A 17,754-nucleotide genomic window follows, 5' to 3' on the forward strand; every position below is an offset into this window, starting at 1 on the left:
TATGGATTAGTTTTTGGACCGTTAGTCCATCGACCTTTTTGATCGTAACCTAGTAATTTTTTGGTTACTATATATTAGTTACTTTATAGAAGGGATTTCGGGCGCATTATCATCGAATAAACACACTCTAGCAAGACTAAACTCGACATTGCCCGATAGATGGTATGATTATCCGATGGGTGGCCACAAGCTGAAACAGAGAAGTATTTTTCTTTATGCAAAATAGACTGAATCGCTTTAATACCATGACCTATGTAAGGTTTTAAAGCTTAGGGGTTTTTTATGTGCTGAATTTATTTAGCAGGTTACAGCAGGATAATCACATGAAAGCATCTGTATCAAATACTCGATTAAAAATCGCTAGAATAGACAATGGTTGTTGTTCTGCAATAATAATAAAAATGCAGAGATTTTAATGAATGCAGTAATGGTGATAAATCTAGAGGGTCTGTTTTATTATTCAACAGACTCTAGCAATAATGCGGTAAAATCTCAGTTATTATCTGCTCTACTCGCGAGTGCTGGCATCAGTTTGCATGATTTGTCTGACACATATGATATATCTCGCGCTTGAATAATGTGAAATCAAAAATACTATAAAATTAGAAACGCCAAGGAATATGAATGCCAAATCAGCAACACAGTACTACCATCACCCTACCTCGCGGTACGCTTGACCTAACCTATCAAACCAATAGCGCACTAGATAACGATGCCACTTACCAATTAGAAGACTTGCTTGGATTTGCGCAACGCATTAACCCCAAACGTGCGTTTTTATTCGTCTCAAAGGTCTTAGGCCGTCATATCCCAGTTGCACCTAGTAACATGCGCAAGGCTTTTACTGACTTAGCAAATCTAGTACCTAGCGATTTACCCGAGCCGATTTTAGTCATTGGTATGGCAGAGACTGCTGTTGGGTTATCCGCTGGTGTGCATCAAGCGCTACAAACGCGCTATCCCAATGCTTTATTATTAAACTCTACGCGTCATGCGCAACACAATGATGATAATAGTGAAACGTTACTAACGACTTTTAGCGAAGACCACAGTCACGCCAGCCAACATTTAATCTATCAAAGTGCAGATAAAACTACGCAAAAGCAATTACTTGCTAGCAAAACATTAATTATGGTGGATGACGAAGCCTCAACGGGCAATACTTGCGTCAATGTCGTGACAGCTTTGCGTGAAGCTGGTCTTCATCAATTAGAGCAAGTACACCTAACCACTTTGGTTGATTGGTCATTAAATCAGAATCAGGATGCAGCCGATATGGAGGATACAATATCTACACGCCTACCTAATATCGACTTTTATCGTCATCACCTATTATCTGGTGCATGGCAATGGACGGATGCGCCCAACCCTGAGCCGATTACTATGCCATCGGTTGATACGACTGAGGCTGGCAGTCAACCATTAGGCAATACTGGTAATTGGGGACGCTTCCCAACGCTAGATAGCACAGATGGATTTAATAATTATTTAGCAAAGTTTCAATCCGCATTTACCCGTTTTAGTGGGCAAGCACCGTTTGATAAAGAACAACTGCCTGAGCGTATTTTAGTATTGGGTAGTAATGAGTTTGTATGGCTACCTTTCTTATTAGCAGAATGGCTTGAGACACAGACTCAAGACTCTAAACCAGTGGCTACGGTGAAGTTTAGCGCCTTGACACGCTCACCGATTGCCCTTGGTGGTGCGATTACCACCATGCTAAGCTTTAGTGACAATTATGGTCTAGGTATGACCAATTTTGCTTATAACGTGGATCCTAGCGATTGGGATTTGATTGTGCTATGTGTAGAAACGGCTGCTGATAGCGTGGATGACATGTGGCAAGGGTTGGATAATGTGTTGGTGGTGAGTCCATCGATTTAACTTAGCTACTATCTGATTTTCAAATCCATTATGTACGGACACTTTTATGACCACCCCTTTCTTCAAGAGCAACCCCGAAATCATCAAACCCTACGCGCTCATGGATTTAGACGATACCCTATTTCAAACGCAGCGTAAGATCGACGCTTGGGATTTACCTACCGCTGAATCTGAAAGCTTAGTGTGCGCCACGGTAAACAAACAAGCCGAACCATTAAGCTTTATGAGTCAGCGTCAAGCGACGTTTTTTAATTGGTTGCTTGCTAGCACTGAATTAATAGTGGTTACCGCGCGCGACCGTAGCGAAATCAAACGTGTAAAGCTACCTTTTGACAGTTGGCAAGTTTTGACTCATGGCGCGATTATTTTAACAGCTGATGGAGAACTATTAAGCGCATGGCAACAGCGTATGTATGAGCAGCTTAGTCTCTTGCAAGACAAACTTCACCAGCTAAGCCAATTATTCGTGGATCACAGTAGAAAAGATGACAGTCAATTAGTATTTACACCGCATATTGATAGTTTTAATAATGGTTCTGTTAATGAAGAGTTGACCATTTATCTGGCTATTAAACATGCGCAAAAAGACCATCAAGCATTGGCGGAATTAGCTGCACAGTTACCCAATCTAATACGTGATTTTGATCAGGATTTTTATGTGCACGTCAACGCAAATAATCTCGCAATACTGCCACATACAGTACATAAGCATCATGCGGTACAGTTTTTATTAGACCATCATTTAGACAGTCAACGTCCGAGTTTTGGCTTTGGTGACAGTCTGGCAGATTTGCCGTTTCTGCAACTGCTAGACTGGTATGGTATGCCTAATCATGGTCAGCTGCACGAAAACCTTAGTTCTTAATGATTTTCGGCTCTTAACAACTCTCAAATATCAATAATTATAATAACGACAGCAGCTTATACGAGTAAAAAACCTCCTATGACCAATTCCAATATTGAAAAACTCGATAAATACGGCTCAGGCAGTTACCTTGCCAGCGATGTAACAGTGCTACTCGATATCGTCGATAAAGACGCGGTTGCAGACGTGCCGGTTAGCCATAAAGAAGCACTGATTCAAAGTGGGCAGCGCCATTATTCAGACATGCTAACCTTAGAGCAAGCACCGACAGCCATGCATGAGCAATTATACGCGCAGGCATTAAAGCAAGGCACAAATAGAACCGCAACTGATATCGCTAATTTAGCGCATACGTTACACAATACTTTCTTGCAAACGGTTAATTCTGAGCGCCCGTTAGTATTGGTCAGCTTAGTACGAGCAGGTTTGCCAGTTGGCGTATTATTACAACGTGCCCTATCAGATAAGAAAGGGTCAGATAATGAAAGGTCAGATGCCGATAGCGACTACTCTCTGCCCAGTGTGCATTACGGTATTAGCATCATCCGTGATCGTGGCCTTGATCCAGTCGCTTTACAGATGATATTGGACGCTTACCCAGAAAGCCCCATCGTATTCGTCGATGGCTGGACGGGTAAAGGTGCCATTTATCAAGAGCTTGCTCGTAGCTTAGAAGTCTTTAATGACCCAAGTCACCCCAATTTTGCCAATATATTCCATCAAAGCACTTCTGATCAAGGTGCTGCTGATAATACTGCTGTCATTCCCCTACTGACACTCGCTGATCCAGCTGGCGTAGCATGGCTAGCTGCTAGCGAAGAAGACTGGTTGATCCCATCAGGTTTATTAAATAGCACGGTGTCGGGACTGATTTCACGTAGTCTTTATACTGAGCCACAATCGGGTCTACACCGCAGTGTGTTTTATGATAGCTTGGTAAAGGCAGATCATAGCTTGGCGTTTATCGATCATATCGATGCAGCACGACGTGCATTAACGACATCTTTGCAACGTTTGCCAACTTTTAAACAACCACGCTACCAGACTGCTGATTTAATTAATGAGTTGGCAAAAAACTATCAAATCAGCAATCGTAATCGTATCAAGCCGACAATTGCAGAGGCGACACGAGCCATATTGCGCCGCGATCCAGAGCGTATTCTACTGGCTACCGCTGAACATCCCGATACCGTGTTATTACGACATTTATGTGCGCAGCGAGATATTAATATCAGTGTATTAGGTGATAAAATACTCCCCTATCAAGCCATCACCCTTATCAAGCAGCGTAGCAAAGACAACTAAACCAGTAATACTGAGCAATTGAGACGCCCTGCCTTTTATAGCCATTGATAGCTATCCATTTATCACTATTTACGATGCCAACTATGTCCGATATGCCAAACAACGAATCGAAGATTTATAGCAACACTCAGTCTTATGCGCACCTCATTACTGAACGTCATGCGATGATAAAGCCACTCACTCATCACCCTTATCAGTTAGGTGCCAGTCTCTACATGCCTGCTACTCGTCAAGATATCTGGCAAGTTATCAAGCGTGATAAATTATCGACCATTAATAGCATTATTATTTGTTTAGAAGATGCCGTTAGTCATAACGATGTTGAGGTGGCACTGGAACGATTGCAAATGCTACTTGATACATGGGCTGAACATGTTGACAGTATTACTGAACCTTCAAAACAAGCGGCGCTTCATTCAGAGCAGCGAACGGGTCAGCAAAACCAGCACCCGACACGCCCATTGGTCTTTGTACGTCCGCGTAATCCAGCGATGTTAGAACACCTAGCAGGGTTTTCTCATATTGATCTTATCGATGGTTTTGTATTGCCTAAAGTTGATATGTATAGTTTATCCAATTGGCGAATGGCCTGTCAGAACTTAAGCACAGACCAGCTATTGATGCCAACCTTAGAGACCGCTGCTTTATTTGACCCGCATCATAACCAAGAACTTGCCATTGGTTTTAAAGAAGCCTTTAGCCAGCCAGTATTTGCGCTGCGTATCGGTGGTAATGATTTGTTTGCTGCCCTGCGCTTGCGCCGTCCTAAAAACAGCATCATTTACGCTTCACCGATTGGTACTCTTGCTTATCAGTTACTTGGCTGTTTTGTGCCGCATGGTTTTTATCTCACTGCGCCAGTCTTTGAATATTTAGACCAGCCAACGCTATTTATGCAAGAGCTGACCCGTGATGTGAGCTTGGGACTGGTCGGAAAAACGGTCATACATCCAAGCCAAATCGCCTTGGTACAACAAGCGTATTGCGTGCCAAAAAGCATGCTAGATGAAGCACAAGCGATACTGCATAGTGAAGCCAAGGCAGTGTTTAAGTACAACAACACCATGCTAGAGCCTGCCACCCATCGCGCTTGGGCCACTGAGATTGTCAATCGTGCTGAGGTGTTTGGAACGATTGATGACGGTAATAGTGAGTACAGCTCACGCATGTAGCGATCAAAGAATTGACTGCTGTATAAAGTAAAAAAGCCGCTATCGCATCTATGATAGTGGCTTTTTATTTGGGTGTGGACACATGTTAAAACGCTACACACAGCATTCTAAAAACTGACTCATCACGCGATTGACTTGCTCAGGCTCTTCTACTGTTGCAGTATGACCCGCGCCTTTGATAACTGCTAACTTTGAGCCTTTAATCGCAAAATGCATACGCTCAGACTTAGCGTATGGCGTTGCTGCATCTTCATCACCGACTATAATCAATGTTGGCGTCGTAATACTCCCAAGCTGCTCATAAGTTCCTGACCGCTCAATAACGCCCATCGTTGCCTTAACCACGCCGCCCTTGCGATTGCCCTGTAGCATCGTTAGCCACTCTTTACGATCAGATTTGCGCAGCTTATCTGCTAAGAAGCTACTGCCGAACATGATTGGCATGACTTTATTACTCACACGTTTTATGCCGAGCCAACGAATGGCTTTGATAAGCTTGCGATACTGCGGTACGTTTTTTGGATCTTCAGGGTCAGCTGAGGTCTCTAGTAAGGTTAATGATAATAGGAGCTCAGGCTGTTTTATTGCTATACGCTGCGCCACAAAGCCGCCCATTGACAAGCCAACAAAATGACACTTCTCAATACCAAGTGCGGCAAGCAATCCTAGTGTGTCTTCCGTCAGACTCTCCATATCATAGCCCGACTTCGTAATTTGTGACTGCCCCTGACCGCGAAAGTCAAAAGCAATACAGCGATAGTCTTCTTGGAAGTGCTCAACTTGCTTATCATACATCCGCGTATTCCAGAGCAGTCCATGCGCAAATACCATGATTGGCTTTTGCGTGTCATTTGGCGCACTGTCTTCATAATAAATATCGGCATTGTTGATATTGATAATCGGCATAATCACATCCTTGTCTGATAAATGAGAGAAACAAATGCTTATCTAAACGCTTGAGACTCTTAATCCATAAATTTCTGCTATTAATTTTAGCATAATTTATTGATGGTTAAGATGGTAGCATTTTTACGTATCTGTCATTCTGTATACGCTAGCCCATCTAGGCAAACGCGATTGATTGATATCTTATAAACCGGCTTGCCCTTCAACTTTGCAGATTGCTAATCTTTGCAGCCTTGCACCTCTATAAAATTATCCAACCTTTTGATGTGTCTTAAGCGCCCACAAAACTCGCTTTTATAATCATAGCAAGCTGCTATAGTAATCAGCACCAATAATTAGCATCAGTAATTAGCACTGACCCATTTGTTACATTATTTTTGCCATCAATCTTCACATAGCCACAGTAAATAAGGAAATCCAAAATGTCAGCATCTATCGTCGAGTACCAAAGTGAAAACCATATTGCCACCATCACGCTAAATGACCCAAAAAGCCTGAATGCATTTAGCACACCGCTAAAGAACAGTGTATTAAAAACGCTGGAGCAAGCTGAATCTGATGATGATGTTCGTGTGATTGTCTTACAGGGTGCTGGCGGCAACTTTTCAAGCGGTGGTGACATTAAAGAGATGTTGTCAGAAGGCATCGATAAAGAAGTGATTTCAAACAAACTAAAAGGAATGGTTGAAGGTGCTGGAGAGGTCAGCTTAAAATTGCGTAAAATTCATAAGCCCATTATTGCAAAATTGGAAGGCGCGGTTGCAGGCGCAGGTATGAACTTGGCCTTAACTTGCGATTTTCGTATCACCGCAGATAATGCGAAGTTTGTACAAGCGTTTGTACACATCGGCCTCGTACCTGATGCTGGCGGTGTATACTTATTAAACCAGTTAATCGGTCCTGCTAAGACAACTGAACTTGTGATGCTTGGCGATAAAATCAGCGCACAAGACATGGCTGACTTAAATTTGGTCAATCAAGTTGTGTCGCCTGAAGCGCTTGATGCTGCCGTATTAAAGCTCGCCTCTCGTCTAACGGCTCTACCAGGAAAAGCGCTATCAAGCATGAAGCACATGCTCAACACTCACGCCTATTCAGGCTTGAACGAAGCACTCGATATGGAAGTACATCAACAAGCTCGCCTAGCAAAAACAGATGACTTCATCGAAGGCGTTACCGCGTTTATTGAAAAGCGCAAACCTGTTTATCAAGGTAAGTAATAAACTAAGAAATGTACCAATAAAGCTCAGATGTGCAATATCATCAAAAAGGCTGCCCTTAGGCAGCTTTTTTTGGGTCAAATCATATAGATAATACTTAACAGCATCATAAAAATCTAACTACTTATGAAGCAGCAGAGGCTGGTTTATACTGATGCGGCAAGGTAAATATCTTGTCAAACCCCAACGTAAAAATAAAAGTATAAACCAAGAAGAACAACAGTAACGCCGCCTCAATCGTAAAGGCTTTCATCAAACCAACATCGTACCAAATCATGTAAAGTGGCAGGCAAATCAAAACCAAGCCACCTTCAAACCCTAAAGCATGAGCACTACGTATCCATAATGTACGCTTGGTCACATGCTTGCGACGCTCCCAAGCCTCAAAGGCAGTATTGTATAAAAAGTTCCAAATGACTGCGGCCAATGACACCATCACGGCAACCGGTAGCGACTCTGCCGCGTCGCCACCGCTCAGTTTCATCAGTACGAAGGTAGATGCAATGATTGCGATAATTTCAAAGACAGTCACATAGACGATGCGACGTTTGAGTGAGGATAAAGTAATCAACCAAAACTCCAAAGCACATAGGTTTATAAGTGCATAATCAAAGTATCGGTCCGTCCCGAGATAGAAAAGATAGGTTAAGTGCAGAGCCACGGTTTCCGCCTGCCCCTATATTATACCTAAGATAACGAGAGAAACCAGTCTGAGCTGATAGCAAAGAACCCCGCATCATAACGATACGGGGTTCCTATGTAAACAAGAGCGGTAAAACTTAAAAACGTTTAAGTTAAAGGCTTAGGTCAACTGAGCAACGTTAATTTTATCCGCTTCTTCAGTGTACTCTTCCATACGGTCGAAGTTCATGTACTGATACACTTCTTCGCCCATGCTGTTGAGCATGCCAGCGTATTGCTGGTATTCATCGTTAGTTGGCAATTTACCAAGTACCGCTGCCACTGCTGCAAGCTCTGCAGAAGCCAGATATACATCAGCACCTTGACCTAGACGGTTCGGGAAGTTACGGGTAGAAGTCGATACCGCAGTAGAGTTCGGTGCGATACGTGCTTGGTTACCCATACATAGTGAACAACCAGGCATCTCAGTACGAGCGCCGGCTTGAGCGTAAATATTGTAATAACCTTCTTCCATCAATTGACGCGCATCCATCTTCGTTGGTGGCGCAATCCATAGACGAGTTTTGAGGCTACCTGCTGGTACGTCTTGTAGCAGTTTACCGGCAGCACGGAAATGACCAATGTTGGTCATACATGAACCAATGAATACTTCATCAATGGTATCACCTGCCACGTCAGCCAATGTTTTTGCATCATCTGGATCGTTCGGGCAGCAAAGAATCGGCTCTTTAATCGTGCTCATATCGATGGTCATATCGATAGCGTATTCTGCATCTTCGTCAGCACGCATGAGGCTTGGGTTCGCTAGCCACTCTTGCATTTGCTCGATACGACGGCTGATAGTACGCGCATCGCCATAGCCTTCTGAAATCATCCACTTAAGTAGCGTAATGTTTGAGTTTAGGTACTCAGTCACTGACTCTTCAGATAGCGTGATAGTACAACCTGCAGCACTACGCTCAGCTGACGCATCAGATAGCTCAAACGCTTGCTCAGCGGTTAGGTCTTCTAAGCCTTCGATTTCAAGGATACGACCATTAAATTCGTTGATTTTACCTTTCTTATCAACCGTCAGGTAACCTTCTTTGATCGCTTGATAAGGGATAGCATGTACTAGGTCACGTAGGGTGATACCAGGCTGACGCTCACCAACAAAACGAACACGAACAGATTCAGGCATATCAAGTGGCATCACACCAGTTGCAGCTGCGAAAGCAACTAGACCAGAACCCGCTGGGAACGAGATACCCATTGGGAAACGAGTATGCGAGTCACCACCAGTACCAACGGTATCTGGAAGTAGCATACGGTTCAACCATGAGTGAATGATACCATCACCTGGACGTAAGCTTACGCCACCACGGTTCATGATAAAGTCAGGTAGTGTGTGCTGAGTCTCAACGTCAACTGGCTTTGGATAAGCGGCAGTATGACAGAATGACTGCATCACGAGATCCGCTTGGAAGCCCAAACATGCCAAGTCTTTTAGCTCATCACGCGTCATTGGACCAGTAGTATCCTGACTTCCTACAGTCGTCATCTTAGGCTCACAGTACATACCTGGACGTACGCCTGACAGACCACAAGCTTTACCAACCATTTTTTGTGCTAAGGTAAAGCCTTTACCGGTATCGGCTGGCTCTTCTGGCTTAGCAAATACGTCTGAATGACCAAGACCCATGTACTCACGAGCACGGTTAGTCAAACCACGACCAACGATTAATGGAATACGGCCACCAGCACGAACTTCATCAAGCAATGTTGGTGAATTTAGCTTGAACGTTGACAATACTTCATCAGAGTCATGCTTAGTGATTTTGCCTTCGTACGGATAGATGTCAAAAACATCACCCATGTTTAGGTTATCAACCGCTACTTTTTCGATTGGCAATGCGCCAGAATCTTCCATAGTGTTAAAGAAGATAGGAGCGATGTTGTTACCTAATACTAAACCGCCACCACGTTTGTTTGGCACGTTAGGAATATCTTCACCCATCAGCCACAGTACTGAGTTGGTCGCAGACTTACGGCTAGAACCCGTACCAACCACATCACCAACATAAGCCAATGGATGGCCTTTTTCTTTCAGCGCTTCGATCTGCTTCATTGGACCGACAACGCCCTCTTCGTCAGCAGTGATGCCGTCGCGAGAGTTTTTGTGCATGGCTAATGAATGCAATGGGATGTCAGGACGGCTCCACGCATCTTGCGCAGGAGACAAGTCATCAGTGTTGGTTTCGCCAGTCACTTTAAACGTCGTATAAGTGGTCTTTTCTGGTACAGCATCACGGTTTAGGAACCATTCAGCGTCAGCCCAAGACTGCACGACTTCTTTTGCGATGTCATTACCAGCTTCAGCTTTTTCAGTGACGTCATTGAAAGCGTCAAATACTAGTAGCGTTTTTTTCAACGCTTCAGCAGCGTCTTGTGCGACATCGGCGTCATCTAGTGCAGCAACCAATGGCTGTACGTTGTAGCCACCTTGCATAGTGCCTAGGATTTCAACGGCTTTTTGCTTGCTGATAAGTGGTGATGATGCTTCACCCTTAAGGATAGCGGCTAAAAATGCAGCTTTAACGTAAGCAGCTTGGTCAACGCCAGCAGGAATACGGTTTTCTAGCAGGTTCATCAAGAACGCGTCTTCGCCTGCTGGTGGGTTTTTCAATAGTTCAACCAACTCTGCTACTTGTTTCTCATTTAGTGGTAGCGGTACAGTTCCTAGCTCAGCACGTTCTTCGACATGTTTACGATAAGCTTCTAACACAATAGTCGTCCTCGTCAGTTGGGGGATTAGCACATTACGTGGGTAGTCAGCATGACAGCCTGCGTCTATGTACTAGGTGGAATAATTATCCGTGCAATCATAGCTTAAAACGCTCTAAATGTTAATGGCTCAGCCTCTAAAAGGCTCATAATAGGGCCATATTGGACATTTATTATAAAAATAGTACCATCAATAATATGATTGAGCAGCCTTTTAGAGCTTGTACTTTGAAAGCTTTTATTTAATACCTATACTAAATTACAACACTCATCTCGTACTGCTTGATTTACGGTTAAACAAACACCATGTGGCTGCTATACTCTTTCGCAAGATATAACTTTATGAGTAAATAAGTTTATAAGCGCATCGTAAATGAATAAATATTAAGGATATGAATATGGCTGACAATAATACGGAACATAATAATTATCAAACCGGCCTCAAGGTTCGTACTGAAGTTATGGGTAAGGCACATGTCAAACGCTCGCTTGATAACGCAACTGGATTTACCCAGCCGTTACAAGACTGGATTATTGAACATGCTTGGGGCAGCACTTGGCAAGATGACTCAGTATTGCCGCGCAAATACCGCTCCTTAATCACCATCGCCTTTTTAATTGCGCAAAAAAGCCCAACTGAGCTAAAAGGACATATCCGAGGTGCCATTAATAACGGTGCCAGTGTCGCTGAGATTCGAGAAGTATTAATGCACAGTCTGCCATACTGCGGTGCACCTGCCACCCAAGAAGCGTTTCGTGCTGCCATAGAAATACTGAATGAGTTGGACATTGACATAGATATTTAAAACTATGGTAATCAGACCAATCGTAGTAGTCTTAATAAGATCAGTTAGACAACATTCATTGAAAATTAACGCCTAAATTTCTGCTATAATATCTCAACTCATAAAACATTTTAATAATTCCATAAACCCTTATACTACAAAGGGTTAAGAGATAATCTAATTATGACAACTGCCGTACAAACACATGTGCCTGCTGCTAAGGTCAAACCTAAAAAAGCCATTCAGGGCGAAAAGCTACGCGGCTACGATAAAGTTGCGCGTATCCCAATTAAGGTAATCCCGACAGTCGAGGCCAAGAAAAAGCCAGATTGGATTCGGGTTAAGATGTCATCGCCTAGCGAGGTGGCGCGTATCAAAGCCACCTTGCGTGAGCAAAAGCTCTATACCGTCTGTGAAGAAGCCGCTTGCCCTAACCTGCCGCAGTGCTTCGCTGATGGTACGGCAACATTTATGATTATGGGTGATATCTGTACCCGTCGCTGTCCGTTCTGTGATGTTGGTCATGGTCGTCCGAATGAATTAGATAAAGACGAACCGCGACATACCGCTGAGACGATACTCGGCTTGGGACTTAAATATGCCGTTATTACCTCTGTTGATCGCGATGATCTAAAAGATGGCGGTGCTGCCCATTTCGTTGAAGTACTCAATGAGTCAAGAGCGCTTAGCCCGAACTGCTTAATTGAAATACTCGTACCAGATTTCCGTGGTCGCATGGAAGTGGCTTTAGATCTGCTGACGGAAACAGCGCCAGATGTCTTCAACCACAATATCGAAACGGTTCCGCGTCTGTATAAAGCCTTCCGCCCAGGCTCTGACTATCAGCATTCATTAGATTTGCTCAAGATATATAAAGAACGTCGCCCTGATATCGCTACCAAGTGCGGTTTTATGGTTGGACTTGGTGAAACTGAAGAAGAAGTTTATGCATTGCTTGATGATTTAAAAGCGCATAACGTGGACATGATTACGGTTGGCCAGTATCTGCAACCTAGTAAAGACCACGCGCCAGTTGATCGTTATGTCCATCCAGACGAGTTCCAGCGCTATATGGACTACGGCAAAAAGATTGGCTTCTTTAGCATTTGGGCAGGCCCAATGGTACGCTCAAGCTACTTCGCAGACCGCCAATACTATGGTGAAGATTGCCCAGCGCCAATCCGTAGTAAAAAGGCATTAGAAGCTGAAGGCAAACTTGGTTGTTAGTATTCGATTGATTGAGCCAGTTATTTATAGAAAAAGAGACCTGCTATCGGTCTCTTTTTTGTGCTTATTTTATTGTGTGCTACTCAAAGCTTCTACACTCTTAAACAAGAATAGTGCTATATTTCGAAATAATAAAAACCCTACCTACCCTATTTAAGGACTGACCAATGAGCAGCGAATTTACCCCACAAGAAGGCTCTTGCTCCTGTTATAGCAATACTTATACGGTCAACAATGCCCCTGTTGGGCGCTTTATCTGCCACTGTACTATTTGCCAAGAATTCACTGGTCAAGCTTATAATGATGTAACGGTCTTAATGAAGTCCGATGTCAGTGATTTAAACCTCATCAGAACCAAGTTTCGCCGTTGGAAACTCCCGCCAAATATCAGCCGCGGGCTTTGTACTCGCTGCAATAAACCCAGTATAGAAATAGCGTTGGGTGGCAGTCTCATATTAGTACCGACTGCCAATTATCCTAATATAGCTGCATTGCCTGAACCGATGATGCATCTGTTTTATAATCGCCGCGTTGATGACATGGACGATGATTTACCTAAGTACAATGGCTTTGTACAAAGTCAGGCGATGATTGTTAAAGCAATAACTCAAGGGTTGTATAAGAGAATGAGTAAAGGCTAAGAGTTGGGATTGAAGATAAAATCCAATTTTATAAACTCAAAAAGCCCTCTTTAAAAAACAGGACTACAAAACACCTATCTATTGCATAAGGTCGTCAAGCAGCTAAGCACTTAATTAAAATTGACCGCCGCTGAGTTTATAGTTAGATTGGTTATATTCATCATTTATCAAACGACATGCTTAGCACTATTTATCAGCGTCCAGTACAATAGCGGGTAATAGCCGTATTGCTCTTGAACAATTTCAGACAAAGGTGGTGTTCTAAAAAGTATGCTGGCATCAGACGTAACCATAATTGACATAAAAGAACACCAGATCGAATACTTTAAAGTGATTATCAAGCTTTTTTGAGAAGCAACAAGTCTTTCTAACCGCCCGACACAATCGGTGTCTAAGACGGCAGTTATTACCTTCAATGCCTACAGTATGAGATTTGCCAACTTGTTTGTTATCACTTTTAAAGGCGGTTATAAAACTGTCCCAGTTGTCCATACTGATAGAGCCATAGCTGACTGTAAGCTGCTTTAAACGTGCTCTTAACTTCTTAGCCGTTTTTAGGTCACGTTTGCCCCAGACATAAGCGACAATCTCATTAGTAGCCCGGTCATAAGCATAAATAAGCCAGACTTTACGCTTCTTGCGATACACGTAAGTCCAGAACTCATCAACCTCTAAGCGTTCATAATATCGCTTCTTAGGCGCGATCTTATAAACAGATGAGCCTATGGTGCCAAGTACTTTACCAATGCTAACCTTGGCTATAACGGCTATGTCTCTAACACCACAACCTCGGACAGTCATCAGTCGTATGAGATCTTCTATTCTAGAGTGACAGCCGTTATAGGTTACCGCATGGTCGCCAATAAATTGGCGTTTGCAGTCCTTGCATTGGTAGTTCTGCTTGCCATAGCTTTTTATACCATTTTTCTTTAGACTAAGACTGTGACAGTCGGGGCAATTGATCTGTATTTGTGTCTTCATAACCTCAAATATATCATCTTGCTTCGGCTGTCACCTTTCCTTTATTACCCCAGCATACTTTTTGATACACCACCCAGACAAATTATATCGTGCCAGTTATAGTTTATCTCTATCAAAACAACACGCCCAGCATTCAACTGATTTACAGGAAGCATTTATGAGTAACAACACTGATAGCAGTAACGACCATATTTTATCCTCAGATAATATTCATTATTTGCATCACCGTTTCTTTGAACCAAGTAACGGCGACACAACCATACAAGCCACCTTGCTCATCGTTCATGGTATGGCAGAGCATGGTGGTCGTTATGCAGACTTCGCTCAGTTTTTAGCAGACAATGGTGTCGCGGTGGCAACTTATGACCATTTGGGACATGGAAAGACCGTTAAAACCGACGCAGATTTTGGTTTTTTTGCTGACGAGCATCCTGTACAGTCGTTACTAAAAGACGTCATTGTCATGGCAGACAGCTTAAAAGCCCGTCACCCTGAGGTACCGCACTTTGTGATGGGTCATTCTATGGGCTCATTTATCGTGCGCAACGTCCTAAAGCATCACGCGCACAACTTTGCAGGTGCTATATTGATGGGCAGCGCGGACGCCAACCCATTGACCAAATTACTGCTACCCGTCAATAAAATACTAGCCAAAGTCGCGCCGAGACAACCAAATGCTGTATTTGCTGATGTGATGAACAAAGTCCTTAATAGTAAGCTTAAAAACCGTATTTCATCATCAGAATTTGCTTGGCTAAATGAAGACCCTGACGCTATTGCCGCTTATGAAGCTGATCCGTTGACAGGCTTCGACTTCACCAACAATGGCTTTATGACGTTATTCTCTCTCATGGAAACAGGGATAAATAAACGTTGGGCGACAACGATTGCTAAAAACTTCCCGATGCTGTTTATCAGTGGTGAAGATGACCCAATTGGGGATATGGGTAAAGGCATTCGCAACATTGTCACTCGCTTAAACAAGCAGAACTTTAGCAATGTAGATATCCAACTTTATCCAAACATGCGTCATGAGCCATTGCATGAAAAGAATCATCAAGCGGTCTATCAGGATATATTGGAGTGGATAGAAGACAATACCTCAGACGCTTAGCACTTGTTTGAAACCATTCAGCACAGATGAATTAGAAAGGTACAAACTGAGAATGTCCTTATATTACTTGTGCGTTGAGGCATCTATTCTGAATATGCTCATAGAGAATAAGTAATGAGGTTACACTGAACCCGTTTGCTAAAAACGGTCAAATTAGCGACAATACGATAAGCACGTTTTTCGTCTCAGTGGCAATCATGCGCTCATTATTAGATTTACTTTTACTAGGACGTATTGCACATTCGCCAATGCGCTCTAAGCATTAATTTACTTTATCTTTCATCAATTTTAGGAATATTTATGTCATTGCAACAAACCATTGAACAAGCCTTTGAAAATCGTAACGAATATAGTCCAGCAACCATGCCACAAGACGTACGCGACGCCATTAATAAAGTGCTTGAACAACTAGACAATGGTAGCTTGCGCGTTGCTGAAAAGAAAGATGGCGAGTGGATTGTCAATCAATGGGCTAAAAAAGCCGTATTGCTCTCTTTTCGTTTGAATGATAACTACGTTCAAGCCGCCGGCGACCATGTGCAGTTTTATGACAAAGTACCCACTAAGTTTGCTGATTGGACTGAAGCTCAATTTAAAGAAGCCGGTGTTCGTGTTGTACCACCAGCGGTTGCGCGTAAAGGCTCATATATCGCAGCAGGTGCAGTATTAATGCCATCGTATGTCAATATTGGTGCTTATGTTGACCAAGGCGCCATGGTAGATACATGGGCAACAGTTGGTTCATGTGCGCAAATCGGTAAAAACGTCCATCTATCAGGCGGCGTGGGTATCGGCGGCGTACTTGAGCCACTACAAGCCAACCCAACGATTATCGAAGACAATTGCTTCATCGGTGCACGCTCTGAAATCGTTGAAGGCGTTATCGTAGAAGAAGGCGCAGTTATCTCTATGGGTGTTTACATTGGTCAATCTACGCGCATTTATGACCGCGAAACGGGCGAGATTCATCGCGGCCGTGTCCCTGCGGGCTCAGTTGTCGTACCAGGTAGCTTGCCTTCTGAAGATGGCACGCATAGCTTATATGCCGCTATCATCGTGAAAAAAGTGGATGCACAAACTCGTGCTAAAACGTCCGTGAATGAGTTATTACGCTTAGCGTAATCTTTCATCGCTGCATTCGTTGTTTTAGTAAAAAAGATGTTGGGGCTAACTCCAGCATCTTTTTTGTTGCCTTGTAGCAGGTAAATAGCAGCTTAATAAAGGTCGTTAGGCTATAATTCCTTTTATTAGATATCTATTATTCACATATAATCAAAATATTCTAAAAACGCTTCGATATTGCTGATATCAATTTTTTGTAGCCTCTGTCTGCGCAGGCACAGCAAGCAAGAAAAATTGATATCAGCAGAACGTGATGTATCGATATTACTTTTCACTGACTATATAAAGCAACATACCTATAAAGCAATATAGCCATAAATCGCTTTTCGACTACGATTGCTAAATACCTCAACGCTTTATCAACCTTTAAATGTATTTGAAAACATTATGAGCATGTCTCCATTACGCACCGTTGCCATTCCTGTTACTGACCCTGAAGCAGGACTTCGCCTCACTGAAATTTTCTATTCTTTACAAGGCGAAGCACTAACCTCAGGCTTGCCAACGATATTTGTCCGCCTGACCGGCTGTCCGCTACGCTGTGTCTATTGCGATACCGAATACGCCTTTACAGGTGGCGAGCGTCAAGCGCTTGAAACCATCATAGACACGATTAAAAACTACCCTTGCAAACGTATCTGCCTGACGGGCGGTGAGCCTTTGGCACAGCCGAATGCCATTGAGCTTATGACGCGCTTACTGGCTGATGATTATGAGATTTCTCTTGAGACGGCAGGTGCGCTCACGGTAGAAAACGTCCCGCCAGCAGTCAGCAAAGTCATGGATATCAAAACGCCAAGCTCAGGTGAAGTCGATAAAAACCTATGGTCAAATCTTGACTACTTGACTCAGCATGATCAGATTAAGTTTGTCATTATGAATCGTGAGGACTACGATTGGGCGAGAGCAAAATTGTTCGAGCATAAGCTTAATAAGTTGGTCGGTACGGTTTGGTTTTCACCAATGTTCAATGTAGCAGTTGATACTGATGAAGCATCCAGCCCTGAAGTGCCTGTACTGGCGAAAGAGTTGGCGGAATGGATGTTAGCTGATGCCTTGCCAGTGCGCTTTCAATTGCAATTGCACAAGATCATTTGGGCCGATGCCAAAGGTAAATAGCCAATAAT

At 43.3% G+C, this 17,754-nt stretch carries 15 protein-coding genes; 11 read left to right on the forward strand and 4 right to left on the reverse strand.

Annotation, left to right across the window (positions count from 1 at the left end; genetic code table 11):
- The first annotated feature begins 624 nt into the window (after positions 1-624).
- The 4 genes from QL919_RS11515 (at position 625) to QL919_RS11530 (ending at position 5,226) form a co-directional block, all read left to right on the forward strand.
- On the forward strand, positions 625-1,884 hold the full coding sequence (locus QL919_RS11515) for a phosphoribosyltransferase domain-containing protein (RefSeq protein WP_290189663.1): 1,260 nt from the start codon (positions 625-627) through the stop codon (positions 1,882-1,884).
- Positions 1,885-1,930: 46 nt separating this feature from the next.
- The gene (locus QL919_RS11520; protein ID WP_290189664.1) at positions 1,931-2,749 is read left to right on the forward strand and encodes an HAD hydrolase family protein; all 819 of its coding nucleotides are present in this window, start codon (positions 1,931-1,933) and stop codon (positions 2,747-2,749) included.
- Positions 2,750-2,827: 78 nt separating this feature from the next.
- Positions 2,828-4,054 carry a cysteine protease StiP domain-containing protein gene (locus QL919_RS11525; RefSeq protein WP_290189665.1) on the forward strand — a complete coding sequence of 409 codons (1,227 nt, stop codon included), beginning with the start codon at positions 2,828-2,830 and terminating at the stop codon, positions 4,052-4,054.
- 83 nt (positions 4,055-4,137) lie between these two features.
- Positions 4,138-5,226, forward strand: coding sequence for an HpcH/HpaI aldolase/citrate lyase family protein (locus tag QL919_RS11530; RefSeq protein WP_290189666.1), 1,089 nt, complete (start codon positions 4,138-4,140; stop codon positions 5,224-5,226).
- A 93-nt stretch (positions 5,227-5,319) separates the two neighbouring features.
- Here QL919_RS11530 and QL919_RS11535 read toward each other — a convergent pair whose 3' ends face one another.
- Positions 5,320-6,132, reverse strand: coding sequence for an alpha/beta fold hydrolase (locus QL919_RS11535; protein WP_290189667.1), 813 nt, complete (start codon positions 6,130-6,132; stop codon positions 5,320-5,322).
- Positions 6,133-6,554: 422 nt separating this feature from the next.
- Here QL919_RS11535 and QL919_RS11540 point away from each other — a divergent pair, with 422 nt between their 5' ends.
- Positions 6,555-7,352, forward strand: a complete 798-nt coding sequence (locus QL919_RS11540) for an enoyl-CoA hydratase-related protein (RefSeq protein WP_290189668.1) — start codon at positions 6,555-6,557, stop codon at positions 7,350-7,352.
- A gap of 124 nt (positions 7,353-7,476) precedes the next feature.
- Here QL919_RS11540 and QL919_RS11545 read toward each other — a convergent pair whose 3' ends face one another.
- Positions 7,477-7,923 carry a PACE efflux transporter gene (locus tag QL919_RS11545; RefSeq protein ID WP_290189669.1) on the reverse strand — a complete coding sequence of 149 codons (447 nt, stop codon included), beginning with the start codon at positions 7,921-7,923 and terminating at the stop codon, positions 7,477-7,479.
- Positions 7,924-8,154: 231 nt separating this feature from the next.
- Positions 8,155-10,758 (reverse strand): bifunctional aconitate hydratase 2/2-methylisocitrate dehydratase, encoded by a 2,604-nt coding sequence (gene acnB, locus QL919_RS11550; RefSeq protein ID WP_290189670.1) that lies wholly within the window; start codon positions 10,756-10,758, stop codon positions 8,155-8,157.
- 397 nt (positions 10,759-11,155) lie between these two features.
- Here acnB and QL919_RS11555 point away from each other — a divergent pair, with 397 nt between their 5' ends.
- The 3 genes from QL919_RS11555 (at position 11,156) to QL919_RS11565 (ending at position 13,410) form a co-directional block, all read left to right on the forward strand.
- Positions 11,156-11,563 (forward strand): carboxymuconolactone decarboxylase family protein, encoded by a 408-nt coding sequence (locus QL919_RS11555; protein ID WP_290189671.1) that lies wholly within the window; start codon positions 11,156-11,158, stop codon positions 11,561-11,563.
- A gap of 162 nt (positions 11,564-11,725) precedes the next feature.
- Positions 11,726-12,769: a lipoyl synthase gene (gene lipA / locus QL919_RS11560; protein WP_290189672.1), complete on the forward strand. Its 1,044-nt coding sequence runs from the start codon at positions 11,726-11,728 to the stop codon at positions 12,767-12,769.
- A 167-nt stretch (positions 12,770-12,936) separates the two neighbouring features.
- On the forward strand, positions 12,937-13,410 hold the full coding sequence (locus tag QL919_RS11565; RefSeq protein ID WP_290189673.1) for a GFA family protein: 474 nt from the start codon (positions 12,937-12,939) through the stop codon (positions 13,408-13,410).
- A 279-nt stretch (positions 13,411-13,689) separates the two neighbouring features.
- On the opposite strand, the gene QL919_RS11570 is transcribed toward QL919_RS11565, so the two are convergent.
- Entirely contained in the window at positions 13,690-14,391 is a 702-nt protein-coding gene (locus QL919_RS11570; protein ID WP_290189674.1) for an IS1 family transposase, read from the reverse strand.
- A gap of 157 nt (positions 14,392-14,548) precedes the next feature.
- Between QL919_RS11570 and QL919_RS11575 the strand changes: the two genes are divergently transcribed.
- From QL919_RS11575 to queE, 3 genes are all read left to right on the forward strand, one after another.
- Entirely contained in the window at positions 14,549-15,505 is a 957-nt protein-coding gene (locus tag QL919_RS11575; RefSeq protein ID WP_290189675.1) for an alpha/beta fold hydrolase, read from the forward strand.
- A 300-nt stretch (positions 15,506-15,805) separates the two neighbouring features.
- Complete coding sequence (gene dapD / locus QL919_RS11580; RefSeq protein ID WP_290189676.1) at positions 15,806-16,627, forward strand: 2,3,4,5-tetrahydropyridine-2,6-dicarboxylate N-succinyltransferase; 822 nt, start codon at positions 15,806-15,808, stop codon at positions 16,625-16,627.
- Between the two features lie 387 nt (positions 16,628-17,014).
- Positions 17,015-17,746 carry a 7-carboxy-7-deazaguanine synthase QueE gene (queE, locus tag QL919_RS11585; protein WP_290189677.1) on the forward strand — a complete coding sequence of 244 codons (732 nt, stop codon included), beginning with the start codon at positions 17,015-17,017 and terminating at the stop codon, positions 17,744-17,746.
- Positions 17,747-17,754 lie beyond the last annotated feature (8 nt).

The sequence above is a fragment of the Psychrobacter sp. APC 3426 genome (genome assembly GCF_030408035.1).
GTDB lineage: Bacteria > Pseudomonadota > Gammaproteobacteria > Pseudomonadales > Moraxellaceae > Psychrobacter.